The sequence below is a fragment of the Halalkalicoccus subterraneus genome (genome assembly GCF_003697815.1).
GTDB lineage: Archaea > Halobacteriota > Halobacteria > Halobacteriales > Halalkalicoccaceae > Halalkalicoccus > Halalkalicoccus subterraneus.
The window spans coordinates 224,406-242,604 of sequence record NZ_RDQG01000085.1; the positions used below are offsets into that span (position 1 = coordinate 224,406).

The window sequence follows — 18,199 nt, forward strand, 5'->3', positions numbered from 1 at the left end:
ATCGTCGTCCCAATAGTCACCTCGATACGAGAGATCCGAGACGCTTATCCGTCAGGAACGGTTTCCATACTGGGGATAATGAACGATTTGCGCACCGGCTTGAGTTACGGCGATGTCCTGTTAGTACCGAAGCGGTCATCTGTTTACAGTCGGACCGACATCGATCTCTCGACGACACTCACCCCGACTGTGCAACTGGATATGCCGCTCGTCTCGGCCGCGATGGATACCGTTACGGAAGCCGACCTGGCGATCGAACTCGCTCGTGCCGGGGGATTCGGGGTTCTCCACCGGTTCCTCACCGCCGATGAACAGGCCGCACAGGTCACACGAGTGAAAACCGCGGACGAACAAGTCGGCGCCGCCATCGGTATCGATGAAGATTACGTCGCACGCTCCGGTGCCGTGGTTGACGCTGGTGTGGACGCACTCGTCGTTGACGTCGCGCACGGACATCTCGAACGGACGCTCGACGCCGTCGAAACCCTCTCCGTGGAGTTCCCTGATACGGACCTCGTTGCCGGCAACGTCGCGACGCCTGCAGGCGTCGAGGACCTCGCTGCTGCCGGTGCCGACTGCGTGAAAGTCGGTATCGGACCCGGCTCTCACTGCACCACCCGAAAGGTCGCCGGTGCCGGCGTCCCCCAGCTGACCGCCATCGATGACTGTGCAACAGCGGCTGCGGATCTGGATGTCACTATCTGTGCGGACGGTGGAATTCGTACCTCGGGCGATGCGGTCAAGGCACTGATGGCCGGGGCGGATACCGTGATGCTCGGGAGCCTCTTTGCCGGTACCGAGGAAGTACCTGGCGCGGTCATCGAAGTCGATGGAACGCGGTACAAGCGGTCCCGAGGGATGGCAACCACGGCAGCGGCGGAGGACCGTGAGGACAAGCAGAACGACGTCAGTGCCGACGAAGGAGTCGAAGCCCTCTCTCCATACAAAGGGCCAATCGCTGCTGTGGCCGAGGAGTTCTGTGCCGGGCTCCGCTCAGGGCTTTCCTATTGTGGCGGCCATACGATCCCGAAGGCCCGTGAAACGGCCGAATTCATCCGGGTCGCCCAAAGCGCGAAAGAACGCGAAGGGTTCCATGCCGATCAGGACTGGGAAGGCATCACCGCAGATAGTGAGGTAACACAGACACCCGATTCCGCTTTCGAAACGACCGCCGAAAACGACGAGTGAGCCGAGAACCCTCTCTCCCTCAAAAGAAAGCACTACGGACGAGGTGACGTACAACTGTTAGACACGATTCGGCTCGTGGCGAGGAGAACAGCCATTGTCGAAGCGGCGTACTTCGGGCGAGGTCTCTATCGGCCGATCGGAACTTCGGACCTATTTCGAACTGAGAGGACACCCTCCTCCCCGGAGTGAACGTGTGTTCGGAAAAGACTACAAGATAGCGGATCCCTCTATCAGGAGAAATGGATATCCTCATCGTCGGAGCAGGCGACGTGGGATCGAACCTCGCTCGTGATCTCGCTGACACGCACGAGATCACGGTCATCGATCGAAACCCCGATCTGGTCGATACGCTCACCGCACAGCTCGATATAACGGGCATAACTGCCGACGGCCGATCACTGGTAACGCTCAAAGAGGCCGGGCTGGAGAACGCAGATATCGTCATTGCGAGCACCGATAATGACGCGACCAACGTGATGGTCTGTACTACTGCCAATCGAATCGGCAGTATTCGTACGATCGCTCGGGTCAAGGACGCAGGACTGTTTCAGGTATGGCAATCGTCGGACGGTGGATTCGGTGTCGATGCGATGCTCTGTGTCGACCTGCTCGCTGCACAAGACCTCGTCCAAACCTTGACAGTACCGGGAGCTCGATCCACCGGCGTCCTCGCCGATGGCATGGCGGAGGTCGCCGAATTCCACATTGGAGAGGACACACCGATAACGGATCGGACCGTTGCAGACGGAGACACCTATCCGTCCCTGACCTTCGCCGCCATCATTCGCGATGAGAGGATTCTCCCGGCAGAGAAGGAGAGCGTTATTCGTGCTGAGGACTCACTCGTGGTCATCGGGAGTCCCACGGCAGTGTCCCGACTCGCAAACGACATCGCTGCCCAACCGGTGCCACAGTCGGACGACACCGTTATAGTTGCTGGTGGGGGCACGATCGGCTATCAAATCGCTCGATTGTTCGAACAGCGCGGGTTAGACACGCGACTGGTAGAGCACGATCCCGAACGGATCTCCTGGCTCGAAGATCGGCTCAAGAACACGTCAGTCATCGAAGCCGACGTGACTGACGTCGAAGCGTTCGGCCGCAAACAGCTCCCGAATACTGACCTTCTGGTTGGTGCGACCGACGACGATACGAACTACCTGCTGGCACAGTTGGCACAGGAACTTGGGACGGCCCGGACAGCCGCGATCGTTGATGATTCACAGGTGCTTGATATCTTCGAGGAGGGGGGTATCGAGGTAGCGGTTCACCCGGAAAACATCGTTACAGAAGAGATCCTACAATCGGTCTATCACCAGCGGACGGAGAGTGTGAGTATACTCAACCACGGCGCGGCTGAAGTTCTGGATATCGTCGTAGACGAACAGAGCATCTTAGCCGGGGATTCCCCGAACGATATCGCACAACATCTACCCGAGAGTTTCACCATCGGTGCGATTATTCGAGGGGAGACACTTCGAACACCGCGTGCAGGCACCATCATCGAAACCGGAGACCGAGTGATCGCGTTCGTCGCCACCAACCGGATGGATGAAGTAACGGAGAAGATCTGAACACGCAGGCTCATCGTTTCCCTTTCCTGTGAATGGGACCGCACACAGCCACTATATGAGATCGGCGTTGCTGGGTCTCGAACTTAGCTGGCCGCTCTCGATACTTGGATTCCTGACCGGAGTTAAGTAACGGTCCCGCTCCCCTTCTTCGTCAGTATCACGCACACTCTTACTTGGTTCGAGATCGGCGGTTGTAAAACGGCCAACTGTAACGCGATAGTTGCGGATAGACGTCACAGCTATACGAATTTCGCTGATCCTAGTCCCCGTCGAGCCACGTTTCTTTTACTTCTGTAAGTGACTCACCGATCTTGTGTCCCTCATAGCCGAAGAGATCCTCATAGCCATGCGTGGACATCATTATCGGCCAGAATGACTCATCGGCGATCAGATCGGTCCCATCGACGCTCGCATAGGCCGTTCCCGCAGGAACACGCTCGAAGTTCTCTCCGTATAGCTCGTAGCACGTTCCGGAGGGTTTCGGAACGGGTTCGCTCATATGGAAATACTCCGGATCGGCGTCAGAGGGCTCGCCCGGAAGTGCGTCCACCCGCTTGAGGAACGCCCGGGCTTGGTGTTCAGCGGTCACAGCCGTTTCCTCGGAATCGTCCGACGCGAGCTCGATCTCGACGCTAAGACCACACACGGTGATCGTCTGCTCATTCACTCCCCAGTGATCAACGACATATGGGACAGGGAGCTCCGAGGCCAGATCGAACTCCTGGGGTCGAGAGCTGTGGATGAGCGCAAACGGCGTGGGTTCGGACTCAGTCGCGTGCAATGAGAGGGTTGTATGCCCTTCGATGAGTTCGCAGAGCTGGGCTGCGATCCGTTCTTCTCGATCACCGTCCGGGTCACCGGGAAAGACGCGATTGAGATCCGAATCGAGGTAGCGTTTGTCGGCTTCGATCGCAGCCGGGTTAGCGAGTACGAATGCAACGCCCCGTTGGAGATCGAGATCGGCTTCGCGCAGGCGCCGCACCGCACGGATGCCACTTCGTTCGTCGCCGTGGACGCCACCGATAACTATGACCTCCGGCTCTTTTGGACCCCGAATGGTCACGTCGAGTAGCCCGAAGTCACGTTGCATACCACTACTGTTTTCGGGGTGATCGCTTGTAAATGCTCTGTTAACGAATATCAAACATCATATATAGTGAATTTGAGAGACGGAGGAGGGCTGTAGTATATATTAGCACATTACTCACGGAGATCTTTCGATCGAAGTTCACCTCTCGCATACCACGTTCGAGGGCGAACAGCCGCAATAACTGCACCAAGATAGAACAATCCAACAACGGCTATGACTACTACACCAGGGAGAATACCGACTGCAGCACTCGCTGTCCATGCTCCCGCATCAAAGGCCGTTATATGGACGAGCCATACAGCAAGCAATACCGCGAGTAACGGCAGATACACACGTCGAAGTCGGTGTGCAATGGCCTCCTCGGCGGTGCACGCGAGAACGCGGTCGGAAACGCCTGCGGATCGTCGTCCTCCTGATGCCGGACGGGACCGACCAGGACGAGACGCTCGAGTACACGGCAGAATCGCTCGCGACGCCACACCGTTCACACCGCTGTAATCGTCGCCGTACTCCGCCGAGGACCTGTCGAGGGAACCCGTTTTTACCAAGGAAATCGAAGCCTGAACCATGCCACACACGTTGGTCGTCGCAGACGACCTCACCGGTGCGACCGACACCGCCCACGCGTTCGCGAAACGAGGTTACGAGACGGCGGTACAGGTCGACTCCGACCGAACACCACCGGATGCGACCGTCCTCGCGGTCACTACCGACTCCCGGTACGTCGACCCCGAGATCGCCGCAGACCGGGTCCGAGGGGCGATCGAAACGACCGACACGAGGGCCGTCTATAAGAAGGTCGACTCGACGCTTCGGGGGAACGTCGTCTCCGAGATCCGGGGTGCGATGTCCTATGGCTTCGATCTCGCCCTCTTCGCGCCCGCCTCGCCCGCTCTCGGCCGGATCACGGCTGGCGGCTACCACCTCGTCGACGGTCAGTTACTTACTGATACCGAATACGCAGACGACCCGAACGGTCCTCCGAATGCGCACCTGCCGACGCTCTTGGCCGAAGCCGAGTCTCCCATCGAACCTCTCGGAGTCGAAGTCGTCGCCGCCGGATCTGAATCGATTCACGAGGCGCTCGCCGAGGTTCCGTCCGGCGCGCTCGTCGCCTGTGACACGACCCACGAGCGGCACCTCGAAGCGATCGCACGGACGGACAGCGAACTCGACGGCCCGACGCTCTACGTCGGGAGCGCCGGCCTCGCCGCACACGTTGCCGTTTCGGGCGAACTCGATAGCGAGCCCCGCCGAATCGCCGGCGACGGAGGATCTCTGGGGATCGTTGGCAGCGTCAGCGAGCGCTCGTTGGACCAACTCTCGACCCTACCTACCGAGTGGGTACTCGCGCTCGACCCCGAGGAGATGCTCGCCGATCCCGAGGATGCGGGCCGGAAGGCGGGCCAGCGGACCACGAAACGTCTCGCAAACGGCGAGCACACCGTCGTCACGGCCGCACAGGACCGGGAGGCGGTCGATCGAACGCTCGAACTCGGTCGGGAGGGCGGCCTCGACGACGAGGTGACCAAAACGCGGGTCGCCAACGCGCTCGCGAGCGCTGCGCGGACGGGGATCGAGGAGGCGGCTGGGCTGTTCGTTACCGGTGGGAACGTCGCGATGGCCGTCTTCGATGCGCTGGAGGTGAGAGCGCTTTGTCTTTCGGGCGAGGAGATCGAGGCGGGAATCCCGGTCAGTCGGCTCGACGGTGGAATCGCTGACGGCACCCCAGCCGTCACGAAGGCGGGTGGGTTCGGACACGAGGGAACAGTAATTAACTGCCTGCGATTCCTCGGTAACGACCATGAGTAAGCCCACGATCGGAATCACGATGGGTGACCCGGCCGGGATCGGCCCGGAGATCGTCGTCAAGGGATATTGCGAGCTTCGGGAGACCGCTGACGTGCTGGTGATCGGCGACGCCGGGGTCGTCGAGAGCGCCTGCGGGATCTGTGGGTCGGACCTCGGCGTCGAGCGGATCGGTTCGCCCACCGAGGCGTCGTTCGAGCGCGAGCGAATCCCTGTGCTCGATCTGGACAACGTCGCCGACTTGGAGCGCGGCATCGTCCACGAGGCGTACGGAACGGCGAGTCTGGAGTATATCGAGCGAGCGATTTCGCTCGCTCAGTCCGGCGCAATCGACGCGATGGTGACCGCCCCGATCAACAAGCAGTCGACTGAACTCGCGGGCAGCGAGTATGCGGGCCACACGGGGATGCTTGCCGACTACACGGGTACGGAAAACTACTCGATGATGCTGATCGAGGGCGATCTCCGGGTCACGCATGTCAGCACCCACGTCCCACTGCGAGAGGCCTGCGACCTCGTGAGCGAACAGTCGGTGCTCGACACCATCCGGGTGACCGACGAGGCGCTCCGTGAACTGGGCGTCGAGGAGCCGACGGTTGCGGTCGCAGGACTGAACCCCCACGCGAGTGATGGAGGGCTGCTCGGCGAGGAAGACAGTGAAGAGATCGAGCCCGCCGTCGAGAGAGCTCGTGAAGAAGGGATCGACGCCTTCGGGCCCGAATCCCCGGATACGGTTTATATACAGGCCGCTCGCGGCGCGGCGGACTGCGTCGTCTCGATGTATCACGATCAGGGCCACATTCCCATCAAGATGCTCGGCTTCGCGGAGGGCGGGGCGGTCTCGGGGGTCAACGTCACGATCGGCCTGCCGATCATTCGTACCAGTGTCGACCACGGTACCGCATTCGACATCGCGGGCGAAGGGGTCGCCAGCGAGCAGAGCCTGCTTCAGGCCGTCGAGGTCGCGAGCGAGATGGCGCGGGCTCGAGACGGGGCAAGCCTCGAAGCGGGTGACGCAGCGTGAACCTCAAGTTTCCCGACGGCGATACCCTTCGGGGTGCCAATGACGTCGAGCGCGAGGACCTGCCCCGGTTCGCGCGGGCGACCCGCCACCGGGACCTTGAGTCGATCGAGGACGTTGAGGGGGTCGCCCGCCGGGCCGTCTCGAAGCTACCCCTCGACGCGCTCGACTCCGGCGCGGAGGTTGCAATCACGGCCGGGAGCCGTGGTATCCACGACATGCCCACACTGCTGGAAGCGGCGGTCGACGAACTTCGCGAGCGTGGGTTTGAACCCTCCGTAATCGCGGCGATGGGTTCGCATGGCGGGGCGACCAGCGAGGGCCAACGCGAGACGCTCGAATCGCTCGGCATCACCGAGGACCGTTTGGAGTGTCCGATCCGTACCTCGATGTCGGTCGCGGAGATCGGACGCGATGGTCTGGACCGGCCGGTCTACGTTGCGGAGGACGCGCTCGACGTCGATGGCGTGATCCTCGCGAACCGGATCAAGCCGCATACGGATTTTCATGGACCTGTCGAGAGCGGACTCTGCAAGATAGCGGTGATCGGACTTGGAAAACACCGCGGCGCGGAGTCGCTTCACAACGCCGGGCTGGCGGCCGACTTCAGCGAGGTCATACGGGAACGAGCCGAACTGATCATCGAAGAGAGTCCTATCCTGGGTGGGCTCGGGTTGATCGAGAACGCCGCCGACAGGGCGAGCCATATCGAAGGTGTCCCCGCGGACCGGATTCTAGGGCGCGAACCGGAACTGCTTGACCGTGCGCGCGAGGAACTCCCGATGCTACCCGTTTCCGATCTCGACTTGCTAATCGTCGACGAGATCGGCAAGGACGTCTCGGGGACGGGTATGGACACTAACGTGATCGGACGGGTGCTGTTTCACGGCGAGGACGAACCCGATAGCCCGAACGTTACTCGGATTTATGCGTGTTCGATCACGCCCGCCTCGCACGGTAACGGACTGGGGCTCGGGCTAGCCGACTTCGTCCACCGGGATATGGTCGCGGATCTCGAACTCTCGGACATGTACGTCAACATCGTCACCAGCGGCGAAACCTCACGGGCACGCATTCCCTTCGTCGTCCCCGACGACCTGACGGCCCTGATCCTCGCCTGCTCGACGACGGGGGTCGCGGATCCAACCGAACTCCGGGTCGCCCGGATCGAGAACACGATGGAACCCGACGACCTGCTCGTCTCGGAGGCCGTCGCCCGTGAACTGGAGGGGCGAGCGGACGTCGCGGTCGGCCCGCTTGAAGCGCTCGGATTCGAGGACGGGACGCTCCCCTCTCTCGATTGAGTCGAGTTACTGGGACGGAAATTCCTTTGGAGGTAATGCCCGGGTCGGCATAACCGTATCAGACTGTTCGTTTACTGGCGTGCTGTGCCCGATCGTCACTTCCTTTGATGAAGGCGAAGGCGACGAGAAGTCTATGCTCTGTCTGTAGCGCTGGGCAACCCCAGCCGATCATCTGCGGCGGGTTCCAATAGAGCCATGTGGACAGTTATCGTTCAGTTGAGGCGTCGTATCTCATTCGCTGACCAGTTGTAGAGCGTTCGCGCATGACTCGGTACAACGCGGCGACTCCGACGGATTCCACATAGAGAACAACCGCCGTAGTCCCCCAGATGACGGGATCAGCCACGGCTTGAGTCAGGAACTGGTCCTGCAACCAAACAGGTGCCATCAGCGCAAAATATGCGAGCGCTGGGAAGACGAGAAGGAGCGTAAATGCAACCGCTACATCTCGGCCGATGAAGTATTTAATACGGTCTGTAGATCGGACCATGGCGCTGTATATGCTGTCTGAGGAGATAAACACGATAGTGACGAGAGATAACCCGCCACAGAAGCACATTAGACAGATCACACCAAGTATATCGCGCTCTGACGGGTTCACTATAGAGCTTCGCGAGACAATTGAGCTATCTGCGCGGACAATTCTGATTAAAGCCCAGAATACAGGTGTTGCTGGCCCGCGCGAACCAGAACGGAACTTTCCATCACAAGATGACGAAGAAGAACCAGACACTGGTGACCAAGCTGTCCTCGGCAAAGCGGGATCGATTACAGACCATATCAGCCGCATCGTCTTCCCAGCCTTCTCGTTAGATCGTGGCGATAGTTGTAAAATCCACGAGAACGCGTATTGGGACTTACAAACGCATCTTGGACGACTCTGGACGGTCATCGACGAACTCTATGATGCTGTGATCGTCGTTCTCGACGAGATCGACCGTCTCGCCCCACCTGATGACGCTCAAAACGTTCCAACAGAGGAGGCAGACGACAATAAACTCCTTATGCAGCTTTCTCGAGAGTCGACCACTGGGAAGAGCGATCCAGCGAGACATCGAAGGATCGGATGCCCGATGAGACCTGTGTCAGTATCGCTTTGAGGTCGTAGTCCATTAGTGGCCAATCATTTTCAGTTGACATACCCGCCGATTGCACCACCGACCGAACTTGGGATCGCGGTGAGGAATGCGATCAGAACCCCGATAGCCACTACACCCCCGCCGAACAGTGCCCCCAGTTCTGACGAGTCAAGTGCAAAACCAAGGAGAGAGATACCGATACCGGCGATGATTGCAACAATAATGCCACCAAGAGCGCCGGAGAGGAGCGAGTGCCATGCACCGGTTCTGGCACCATGATTGGTGAGGTAGGCCGAGACGAGGCCAGCGAGAAACCCAGCGATGACGGTCCCGACACCTAAGAACGCAAACGCGATGATTCCGAACACTACTTGCAAAACGAACCCGATACCGACGGAGTGCCAATCAGTCATGAACACTTGATATGCACTTGGGGCACTGAAACCAGTACGGCTTGCGACATTCGCGTCCGTGACTGTCGAGAGGTTCCTCGCTTGAGAGTTCTTACGAAATCATTGTCTTTCTCACGCTCCGAGAGGGCCGCCATTCGCCCCGACAGTACTCTCACTACCTCCGTATCGTGAATCTCACCATTGACGAAGGCTAGGTGTTCGTGCATGACGCACACAAATCACTCTCTGGATGTAAGATGCTTAAATAGTGGAGACCAGGCTCGATTGAGTATCACGGGAAATCTGTTCTGGTCGGTGGGTGTGTATACCAGAGCGCCCAGAGAATCAACACGGCTTGGAGTGGAAGTTGTCCCCAGCGAACGACATCAGAGGGATTACCTCCGCCCGGTAACCCCTCAACAACAACACTGTGGGTCGCCATGTAGACGTTTGCCGGAAAAATGGCTACGAGCAACACAACCGTCGCCCATGCTGCATACTGGCGAGTTTGAGGAATCAATAGCCCGATCCCAACAGCAATTTCAGCGAGACCGGACAGATAGACGAGTGCAAGCGCTGCTGGAAAGACTGGGGGTACAATTTGAACATATAACTCCGGTACGACGAAATGCAAAACACCTGCGACGACATATGCCGACCCCATCACATAGAGTAAGGGGCGTTTGATTTGGTGGAGAATCCCAGTCATCGGTACCAAATACTTCTCACAGCGGGAAACAGTTTCCTCATCTAGTAGTACGCAGTCTGTGCCAGCAAGCGATATTCCTTAGAGAAGAGAGTGAACAGACAATACGCAGGACTTGATCCAGTTATGTTCTACTTTTCCCGAATTTGGAAGACTGGTTATAACATCTATTCAGAATAGAGAGAGATATGAGAATCATTCAACATTTTGGACAATTTCGAGAGTGGGAGTACTGGATACTGTGATGAACCACCTCTCTGGGATTACTGGAACGATAGGACAGTCAAACGGGACTCCTCCCCGTAGCCCAATGCGATACTCGATCGAACTTCACTCATCACTAGGCAATGTCTTGCCGGGATTCATGATTCCTGTTGGATCGATTATATTCTTGATGTCGTTCATGACGTCAACGCCGTCGCCGTGTTCCTGGCGCATGAATTTTCGCTTCCCAATCCCGATTCCGTGTTCGCCTGTGGCGGTTCCACCGAGCTCGAGTGCTTCGCTCACGATCGCGTCGGTCAGTTTCTGTACGCGATTCATGGCCGCCGGATCGTCCGTATCGACTATCGGCAGGAAGTGGATGTTTCCATCGCCCGCGTGTCCAACACACGGCGTCAGTAGTTCGAGATCATCGCTGATCGTTTCAATTTGGCGGACGATCTCGGAATACTTCGAGATCGGAACGACGACGTCGCCGATGACGCCGACAGTCTGATCAGTGTAGTATTCACACGCAGCTGGATACGCGTCTCGGCGCGCACGCCAGATTGACTCGATATCGTCAGTATCGGCCTCCGTCCACTCGATCGCATCATGGTCGTCACAGATCGCTCGTACACGATTCATCTGTGTGCTGAGATCACCGCTGTTGCCGTGCAGTTCGATCAACAAAGCGGCCCAACCGGGAAGTCGGCATCGTTATTGTAATCGTTGAGCAACTCGACCAGCTGTGTGTCCATGAACTCAAGTGCGCCTGGTTTGAGGCCTGACGCCATGATGGTCGAGACGGCTTGACTGGCGGCCACACTCGATGGAAACGTCACGAGTGCAGCATGGCGATGTTGAGCGATACCTTCCAAGGAGAGTGTTGCCTCCGTGATCACGCCGAGTGTTCCTTCACTACCGACAAAGAGATCCTTGAGGTTGTATCCGGCCGTACTTTTCGGGACGTCGCGACCACATTCGATGATCCGTCCGTCAGGGAGGACGACCTCCAATCGAAGAACGTGATCACCGGTTACACCATAGCGGACTGCATTGAGACCACTCGCGTTGTTCGCGATCATGCCGCCGATCGTTGCGATATCGCCCGCGGCGATACCCGGTGCAAATCGGAGGTTATGCGGTGCTAAGACTGCGTTCAGATCATCGTAGACGACCCCCGGACCGACAACAGCCTGGAGATCGTCGTTCCGAACCGTGATCTCGTCGAACTCGTAGGTATTGAGGACGATTCCACCGGCGACGGGAATTGGATTTCCTTCGATACTGGTTCCACCGCTCCACGGTGTCACTGGAACCGAGCGCTCGTTTGCTTCGGTCAGAAGTGCAGCGATCTCCTCTACCGAATCGGGCCAGACGACGACATCGGGTCGGTGGGGTTTATGTGGTCCTTCATCCTTCGAATGAGCCTCGAGAACGTCTTCAGCGGTGCTAATGCGACCATCGGTAACGGCGTCAGCGACAAACGAACAGTCGTATTCCATTGGCTGTGTGATATCTGCTGGCGGGAGACTGGCTGATAGGCGTTTGCATCCGGTACTATTTGTAAAAGCCAGTCTCCTTAATCGGAATTCTGCGTACTTGGTTCGGTCGTGGGTTGTTCGATCGTTTGACGGGTGAAATACGTCGCGAGTGCAGGACCCGTTACGTTATGCCAGACGCTCGCGAGAGCGGGGACGAGTGCTGCCAAGGGGCTGAAAAAGGCGACGGCGATAGCGACGGCTAAGCCACTGTTTTGCATCCCGACTTCGAACGCACAGGTCCTAGCTCGATCCTCTGGCATACCTGTTGTCTGTCCAATACCGTACCCTGCCCCTAGTCCCAGTGCATTGTGAATGACCACTGCTGCTAAGGCGGCACCGCTCGCGGCGAGGATGTTCTCGACGTTAAGACCGACGATTGCGGCGACGATCGTGACAATCGCGAGCACGCTAATCGCCGGGAAAACGGTCAGACCGATCTCGGCTGCGGTCGGTGCGGTTCGATCCAAGACCTGACGAATCACGACGCCTGCGACAACCGGAATGAGAACGATCAGAATGATCTCCTGGAACATCTCGGCAAACGTTACTTGGATCTGCTCACCAGCCAAAAAGACGACCCAAGCAGGCATGACAATCGGGGCTGCGATCGTCGTCACTGATGTAATCGTTACTGAGAGAGCGACGTCACCTTTACCGAGGTATGTCATGACGTTCGAAGCCGTTCCACCCGGCGCAGCACCTAACAGAACGAGGCCGATTCCGACCTCCGTTGGGAGTCCAAGGCCGACGACGAGACCGTACGCCAGCGTCGGCATAATCACCCATTGTGCACAGGAACCGATTGCGACGTCTCGTGGACGTTCAATGATGCGCCGAAAATCTGCTGGTGTAAGCGTCAGTCCCATTCCAAGCATAACTATTCCTAACAGGATTGAGATGTAATCGCCGATCCAGGCGAACGTAGTTGGTGTGATAATTGCGAGGGCGGCAGCGATGAGCACCCACACGACGAAGTATTTACTGATAAACCGGCTAATTCGTTCGAGACCGCTTTCTGTCGACATATCTCATCCCAGTGCGGTGGTTTGTATATACTCACGGGATTCCGGCCAGCGTTACAGATCCGCCATTATATGATTGAAATGCCTAGTTGAACCAGTATCGTACAACTCTCACTCAAGAACGTCTCCTGTTCGTTCAAACCACTCTACGTTAACGACCAGTCGGACTATACATCTGCGTATGGCTCTGGTGCTTGGAAGGGAATCGGGAGTGAGATATCCGTCGTCACCGACTCCCTGCTTTTGTACGGAAAGTGGACCGCGAGAGCGATTCAGAGATAGTGTGCGCTTGCTGTCCGGTCGTCCGCATCTAGTTCCTTAAGATCACGTTCGACGGCGATCACCCTCTGTGTCGGGATATCGAGTTGCCGTTCATCCTCTACAATTCGTATCTGGAGATAGCGTTCTTGGGGCGTTATGTTCGCTTCATCAACGTGAACCGTCGTTATTTCACCAGTGGCGTCCTCGTACGTGACTTCGATCATAGAGCAACCAGTCTCTTGTGACAAATTAATCATTCCGTGCAGCTGCGAGTCGTGATCTCCGTTGCAGTAATACCTTGTGCAACGTCAACAATTGTTATCTGGACAGTGTGACAAGATGATTGATTACGCTCGCCTACAACTGAGCGTGGTCGTAAAATGGTAGATATTGGTATTGGTTCGAAGGGTAGAGGTGGATTCCAGGGACGTATGTCAATCAAGAGGTCTTGGGTGTCATGGGCCACCTTGGACCGCATTTTACACCTTCAGATACAGCGAGCGGAATAATTATGAAAATTCTAATGTGTTCGTCTGCTAGCTAAGTCGCGCTCTGGTTCTTGTTCTCGTGAAGTTCTTCGTATTCTGCTGCAGTATGCGTAGCACTACTCTTTCACTCACCCAAAAGTGATTGAGACGTGATAGTGAACAGGTCTGCTTCCTCGCAATCCCAATAGTAGGCAATTGCACTGATCATCGCGTCGATCGTCTCTCGTTCGTATTCCGTGCATTTGGCCTGATAGCGATAGGTGAGGAGCGCAATTGCGATTAGTTGCCAGTCCTCAAATCGCCAGTCAGTAGGTGTCGTATGAGTCATACTGACTCTACGGCTCCACCAGTGTTTATAAATTGTCTGCTAATATCCATGCTCACGGAACTGCGGCTGAGACGTAGCTACGGTGATATCACTAACTCTGAGGCGCTTTCTCACTCAATAGTGAACCCGTAGTCGGCGAATCTCAATACCGGAATGAACCACTCTGTGGGGAAGAGGGAGTATAATCCTCTTTATTCATAATCTGTTTGTCGCAGCGGCTGTGGATCCCATAGGGCCCACTAATTCATCACAGTCCGGCAGCGGTACTCTCTGAAGAAACCATCATAACTTATCACTAATAACTTCTATGAAGTAATTTAAGTAGATGGTAAATTTATATAGAAATAATAATGTAAATATTTGGAACCAGAATCTGAAGAAGAGAGTAGCGTAACTAACGTTCCCTTCCTGCCACATCTCTCGGCGTTATCCCTTCTTTTCTCTTTGAGAGTGTGACTCAGATCATATCAGATGGTGGTGATACTTGAATAGAAACACATCGTCCGCCATGTAGTGAATCACGGATCAAGCACAGTCACGATCGGGAGATGATCTGACCGGAACTCGCCGACTCGTATTGGAAGCGTTCGAAAACTCTGGACGTCGGCGCTCCGTGAAACTAGGATATAATCGATTCGTCTCCTGAGTTCATTGCTGAATTCATGATAGGTTTCTCGCGGACCGTCAACCGAATCGGCATGGTGAATCGTGTCGACCAGTGGACTCGCCATACCGTTGACGACGCTTTTGAGTAACAGACAGTACGGTTCCGAGTAGGGCTTGGCGTTCAGGTCGCCCGTGACGACTACGGTCGCGCCGGCATTCTCCTCGGCGGCAGCGCGCTCACGGAGCATCCGTGCAGACTCGAGGCGCGCTCGTTCACCGACGTGATCGAAGTGAACGTTACCGTGCCAGAACAGACGGTCGGTTTCGCGATCGCGCAGTCTCGCCCAGACTGCCACTCGGGGTAAATCGGCATTCCACCCGACGCTGCCGGGTTCATTGGACGTCTCGGAGAACCAGAACTCCCCACTTTCGATCATTTCGAAACGGTCTGGACGCCAGGCGAGCGGTGCGAACTCGCCCTCTCGCTCACCGTCATCGCGACCAACGCCGTGCCACTCAAACTCATTTAATTCCTCTCGAAGGTCATCCCACTGGTTGGGTTGGGCTTCTTGTATACCAAGTAAGTCCGGATCGAGGTCTCGAATTGTTCCGGTGACGCGGTTAAATCGTTCCTCCCACGGGTATTCGTCCTCCGGATTGGAATACCGGATATTGAACGTGACCGTTCGCACGAACCTGTCGTGTAAAGAAGCAGCGCTAAGTCTTGGTGTTATGAGGGTGCCCAGCACTGCTGTGCTGCCGAGTATGAATCGTCGTCGGGAGATCCCTGGAGTTGAATCCATAGGATGCTCTTCAAGAGAATGAAACAAATAATTATGTATTAAATTCTAGTGGGTTCTATCCGATTTAGATATAATAAAATAGATGATATATCTATGTAGCAGCTGTCACTATCAGTCTTCGAATCGCCAGTCAGCAGGCGTCGCATGTTCCATACGGACGCTATGACTCACCATTATTTATAATATATTTGCTAGAAATTAATTCTATAAATTGAGATAACTACTGGAGTTGAAATAGCTAGTAGAAGGAATAGATTTTTTCTAGTACAATACTCGCCTTTCAGTAGATATTGGGACTCGCAGGAGCACATTTCGCGTTCTCGTCAACGAAATCGCCGCGTTCGAGTGCTGCGGCGGTTGCCTGATTGGCTTCCTCAATGGGGTACGTCCTATTCGCACAGAGATGGACGCGAATGTGGGCGGCGCTGATCGTGTCGGGTTCGCCAGCGTCCGTATTGTATTCGATGATGCGAACAACCCGGTTGATCATTTTGTCTGTGGCATCGGTTATTCGATTATATTCGAACTATGTAATGGTATAATTATCCCCCTCTCAAACTATGGCCTGTTCAGAAAAATCGAGTATGATTTGGGAATACACTTCCAGTGGCGACAGTGATCCTGTCTGGCAACTCGAGCTATCCATACCCAGCACGACCGGACTAGGAACCTGACTTTCTTCGACCCAGTTGCATGCTCTCAACGCCTCACTCTACATGCACGCCGAGTTCGTCGGCGATCGCTTGCAGCTCATCTTTAATAAACGATCCAGCGCTGGCCGCCTCTTTGGACTCACTTAGTCCGATCTTCCATCGGATGCCCGCTCGCATCATCGACGTCGATGGTCGTGACCCCTCCTCAACAGCATATCCCACCTCGTTCGCGATCGCGACAAGCTCCTCTTTAGTGAACGAGGCACTCACCTCGCGTTCAAAGCGACCGACATTTGTGCGAATCGCGTTCTGTAGTTCAAGAACAGTTGGACTCATATCGACGTCAACGGCGAATAGATCCGTATAGATTGTGATGGCGCTCGATAGCTGGTAGTTCACAGCCCTGCTAATTGGGCTGGTATCAACGGACTATTGATGGTAACTAGTCTCGAGGCATTGATGAATTCAATTACTGAACAAGCCCGCCAGGATAGTAGTAGCGCCTACCTGAGAGTAATTGCCCTAAATCGCGTCGATAACGATTGCCGCAGTAACGATGGCAAGCCCGTTCGCGATGCTATCCTCTGGTCGGATAGTCAAGCGAGTGAGTAGATCGAACAGTGGCGCACCGACAGCATCCTCAAAGAGATCGAACGTATCTGTGGGTCAGAACTCTTTCCGGGTACTGTACTCAGACTCGCTCGCGTATGACCGAGATTTGGGCGCTTCACGCTGAGACTAGATCACCGTTATTTAACTGATGCTTTTGCGGTCTGACCTGCGAATCGACGAAATTACTTACTGAATCGTGTTTGCGATCGACGAAAATGCTCGAAGCTGGTGACGTTGATCGGTAGTGGGGAACCTGACGACGAACTGTTCAACGCCCGCTTCGACATACTCCGCCAACAATGATTCGACTGCCGCGGATGTTCCGAACGCACCACGTTTCCGGATCTCTGCGTCCGAGAGCGAGCGATCGGACTGATAGGTGACCTGATCTCCGTAGTAGTTGTAATAGAATTCGCGTGCGTCGTTGAGGGCCTCTGATTCGGAGTCAGCGATGACTACATCAAGATAATAGCCCGGCGTGATTGCCTCGGCGGGTCGGCCGGCTTTAACGAGCAACTCTCGAATGTGGTCTAAGCCTGCAGCATACGTATCGGGTGCCATTGCGATCGGGAGCCACCCGTCGCCACGTTCTGTGAGGCGACGCCGTATCGTCCGCGGAAATCCCTGACTTGGGTCGAAGGCAGCCGATGCAACATAGATTGATGGCGAATGTGCCGGTTCGAATCCGATTGCCGCATTCTCCAAGTGATACTGATCGCCGTCGTGATCGACCGCGGTTCCGTCCCAGAGTTCGGAGATGATGGCCAGCGCTTCATTGAGTGTCGTCCCACGCTGTTCATCGTCGATACCGAATTGCCGCATCTCTTTGCGTTCGGGCGGTCTGACGCCTACTCCAACGCCCAAGGACAGACGACCACCGCTTACCTGATCAAGTGTTGCCGTCATGTGAGCGACGTGAATGGCGAAGCACCGGCAGGTAGACCGCCGTTCCGATCCCAATCGAATCGGTTGCCGCCGCGACGGCACCGAGCGTGACAAGTGGCTCGAAGCGCGGTTTCGCGAGGACGCTGTCGCCGACCCACGCCGAATCGTAGCCGAGTGATTCGGCACGCTGGGCGAGAGCAACGATATCAGCGCTGGCGCGAGCGGTGAGTTCCATTGTCGACGTGCTCGAAAAGACGATTCCCCGTGTCGGGAGTAAGTATCCGAATGTGGTCACGATGATCCTACCGAGATCAATGACGGAGATCATAATAACTGTGTACATACCACAATACTGCGATTGCTGCCGCCGTTCGCCCACTGGTTGGCTTGAACACACGTATGGTATTAACACGAGCAGCTCTCAATCTCGATTCTCCCGAACAGCTAGACGCGTCGGATTCGACTATAAGTGCCACTCAACGTCGTAGTGGAATGAGCGTGTAATGTTTTACTCACCCTCCAACGCTGCGAAATGGCTGTTTTTAGTGCCCGCCACTGAGCGGGCAAATTGTGCCCAGCGGGGAGCGAGGTCGGTGGTAGTACGGCGAAGACGAAATCGATATCGTCGGT

16 protein-coding genes and 2 pseudogenes are annotated in these 18,199 nt (G+C 56.2%); 6 read left to right on the forward strand and 12 right to left on the reverse strand.

What is annotated here, in order from left to right; genetic code table 11:
* Positions 1-78 precede the first annotated feature (78 nt).
* Together EAO80_RS18330 and trkA are read left to right on the forward strand one after the other, a co-directional pair.
* Positions 79-1,188 (forward strand): guanosine monophosphate reductase, encoded by a 1,110-nt coding sequence (locus EAO80_RS18330; RefSeq protein WP_122091269.1) that lies wholly within the window; start codon positions 79-81, stop codon positions 1,186-1,188.
* A 239-nt stretch (positions 1,189-1,427) separates the two neighbouring features.
* On the forward strand, positions 1,428-2,762 hold the full coding sequence (gene trkA / locus EAO80_RS18335) for a Trk system potassium transporter TrkA (RefSeq protein WP_122091270.1): 1,335 nt from the start codon (positions 1,428-1,430) through the stop codon (positions 2,760-2,762).
* A 259-nt stretch (positions 2,763-3,021) separates the two neighbouring features.
* Here trkA and EAO80_RS18340 read toward each other — a convergent pair whose 3' ends face one another.
* Positions 3,022-3,852, reverse strand: a complete 831-nt coding sequence (locus tag EAO80_RS18340; protein ID WP_122091271.1) for a M14 family metallopeptidase — start codon at positions 3,850-3,852, stop codon at positions 3,022-3,024.
* Between the two features lie 110 nt (positions 3,853-3,962).
* A complete protein-coding gene (locus tag EAO80_RS20985; protein WP_122091272.1) occupies positions 3,963-4,421 on the reverse strand; it encodes a DUF2270 domain-containing protein in 459 nt (152 codons plus the stop codon).
* On the opposite strand from EAO80_RS20985, the gene EAO80_RS18350 reads away from it, so the two are divergent.
* The 4 genes and pseudogenes from EAO80_RS18350 to EAO80_RS21050 form a co-directional block, all read left to right on the forward strand.
* Entirely contained in the window at positions 4,420-5,664 is a 1,245-nt protein-coding gene (locus EAO80_RS18350; RefSeq protein ID WP_122091273.1) for a four-carbon acid sugar kinase family protein, read from the forward strand. The genes EAO80_RS20985 and EAO80_RS18350 overlap by 2 nt on opposite strands.
* A complete protein-coding gene (pdxA, locus tag EAO80_RS18355) occupies positions 5,657-6,685 on the forward strand; it encodes a 4-hydroxythreonine-4-phosphate dehydrogenase PdxA (protein WP_122091274.1) in 1,029 nt (342 codons plus the stop codon). Before EAO80_RS18350 ends, pdxA begins: the two co-directional genes overlap by 8 nt.
* Positions 6,682-7,986 (forward strand): lactate racemase domain-containing protein, encoded by a 1,305-nt coding sequence (locus EAO80_RS18360; protein WP_122091275.1) that lies wholly within the window; start codon positions 6,682-6,684, stop codon positions 7,984-7,986. Before pdxA ends, EAO80_RS18360 begins: the two co-directional genes overlap by 4 nt.
* An 833-nt stretch (positions 7,987-8,819) precedes the next feature.
* A pseudogene (locus EAO80_RS21050) lies at positions 8,820-9,005 on the forward strand (orc1/cdc6 family replication initiation protein); the annotation flags it as partial.
* 110 nt (positions 9,006-9,115) lie between these two features.
* Here the strand turns inward: EAO80_RS21050 and EAO80_RS18380 are convergent.
* The 10 genes and pseudogenes from EAO80_RS18380 to EAO80_RS18430 form a co-directional block, all read right to left on the reverse strand.
* Positions 9,116-9,478, reverse strand: a complete 363-nt coding sequence (locus EAO80_RS18380; RefSeq protein ID WP_122091327.1) for a DUF5518 domain-containing protein — start codon at positions 9,476-9,478, stop codon at positions 9,116-9,118.
* Between the two features lie 271 nt (positions 9,479-9,749).
* Positions 9,750-10,166 (reverse strand): DoxX family protein, encoded by a 417-nt coding sequence (locus tag EAO80_RS18390; protein ID WP_245998715.1) that lies wholly within the window; start codon positions 10,164-10,166, stop codon positions 9,750-9,752.
* 327 nt (positions 10,167-10,493) lie between these two features.
* Positions 10,494-11,012 carry an FAD-binding oxidoreductase gene (locus EAO80_RS20685; RefSeq protein WP_281273060.1) on the reverse strand — a complete coding sequence of 173 codons (519 nt, stop codon included), beginning with the start codon at positions 11,010-11,012 and terminating at the stop codon, positions 10,494-10,496.
* Positions 11,013-11,050: 38 nt separating this feature from the next.
* On the reverse strand, positions 11,051-11,872 hold the full coding sequence (locus EAO80_RS20690) for an FAD-binding oxidoreductase (protein ID WP_211330769.1): 822 nt from the start codon (positions 11,870-11,872) through the stop codon (positions 11,051-11,053).
* A 77-nt stretch (positions 11,873-11,949) separates the two neighbouring features.
* On the reverse strand, positions 11,950-12,936 hold the full coding sequence (locus EAO80_RS18400; protein WP_122091277.1) for a bile acid:sodium symporter family protein: 987 nt from the start codon (positions 12,934-12,936) through the stop codon (positions 11,950-11,952).
* 269 nt (positions 12,937-13,205) lie between these two features.
* Positions 13,206-13,418, reverse strand: a complete 213-nt coding sequence (locus EAO80_RS18405; RefSeq protein ID WP_122091278.1) for a hypothetical protein — start codon at positions 13,416-13,418, stop codon at positions 13,206-13,208.
* Positions 13,419-14,528: 1,110 nt separating this feature from the next.
* Positions 14,529-15,419 carry an endonuclease/exonuclease/phosphatase family protein gene (locus EAO80_RS18415; RefSeq protein WP_122091329.1) on the reverse strand — a complete coding sequence of 297 codons (891 nt, stop codon included), beginning with the start codon at positions 15,417-15,419 and terminating at the stop codon, positions 14,529-14,531.
* A 280-nt stretch (positions 15,420-15,699) separates the two neighbouring features.
* Complete coding sequence (locus EAO80_RS20125) at positions 15,700-15,909, reverse strand: hypothetical protein (RefSeq protein ID WP_122091280.1); 210 nt, start codon at positions 15,907-15,909, stop codon at positions 15,700-15,702.
* Positions 15,910-16,126: 217 nt separating this feature from the next.
* Entirely contained in the window at positions 16,127-16,408 is a 282-nt protein-coding gene (locus EAO80_RS18425) for a hypothetical protein (RefSeq protein ID WP_122091330.1), read from the reverse strand.
* Positions 16,409-16,870: 462 nt separating this feature from the next.
* A pseudogene (locus EAO80_RS18430) lies at positions 16,871-17,912 on the reverse strand (LLM class flavin-dependent oxidoreductase).
* Positions 17,913-18,199 lie beyond the last annotated feature (287 nt).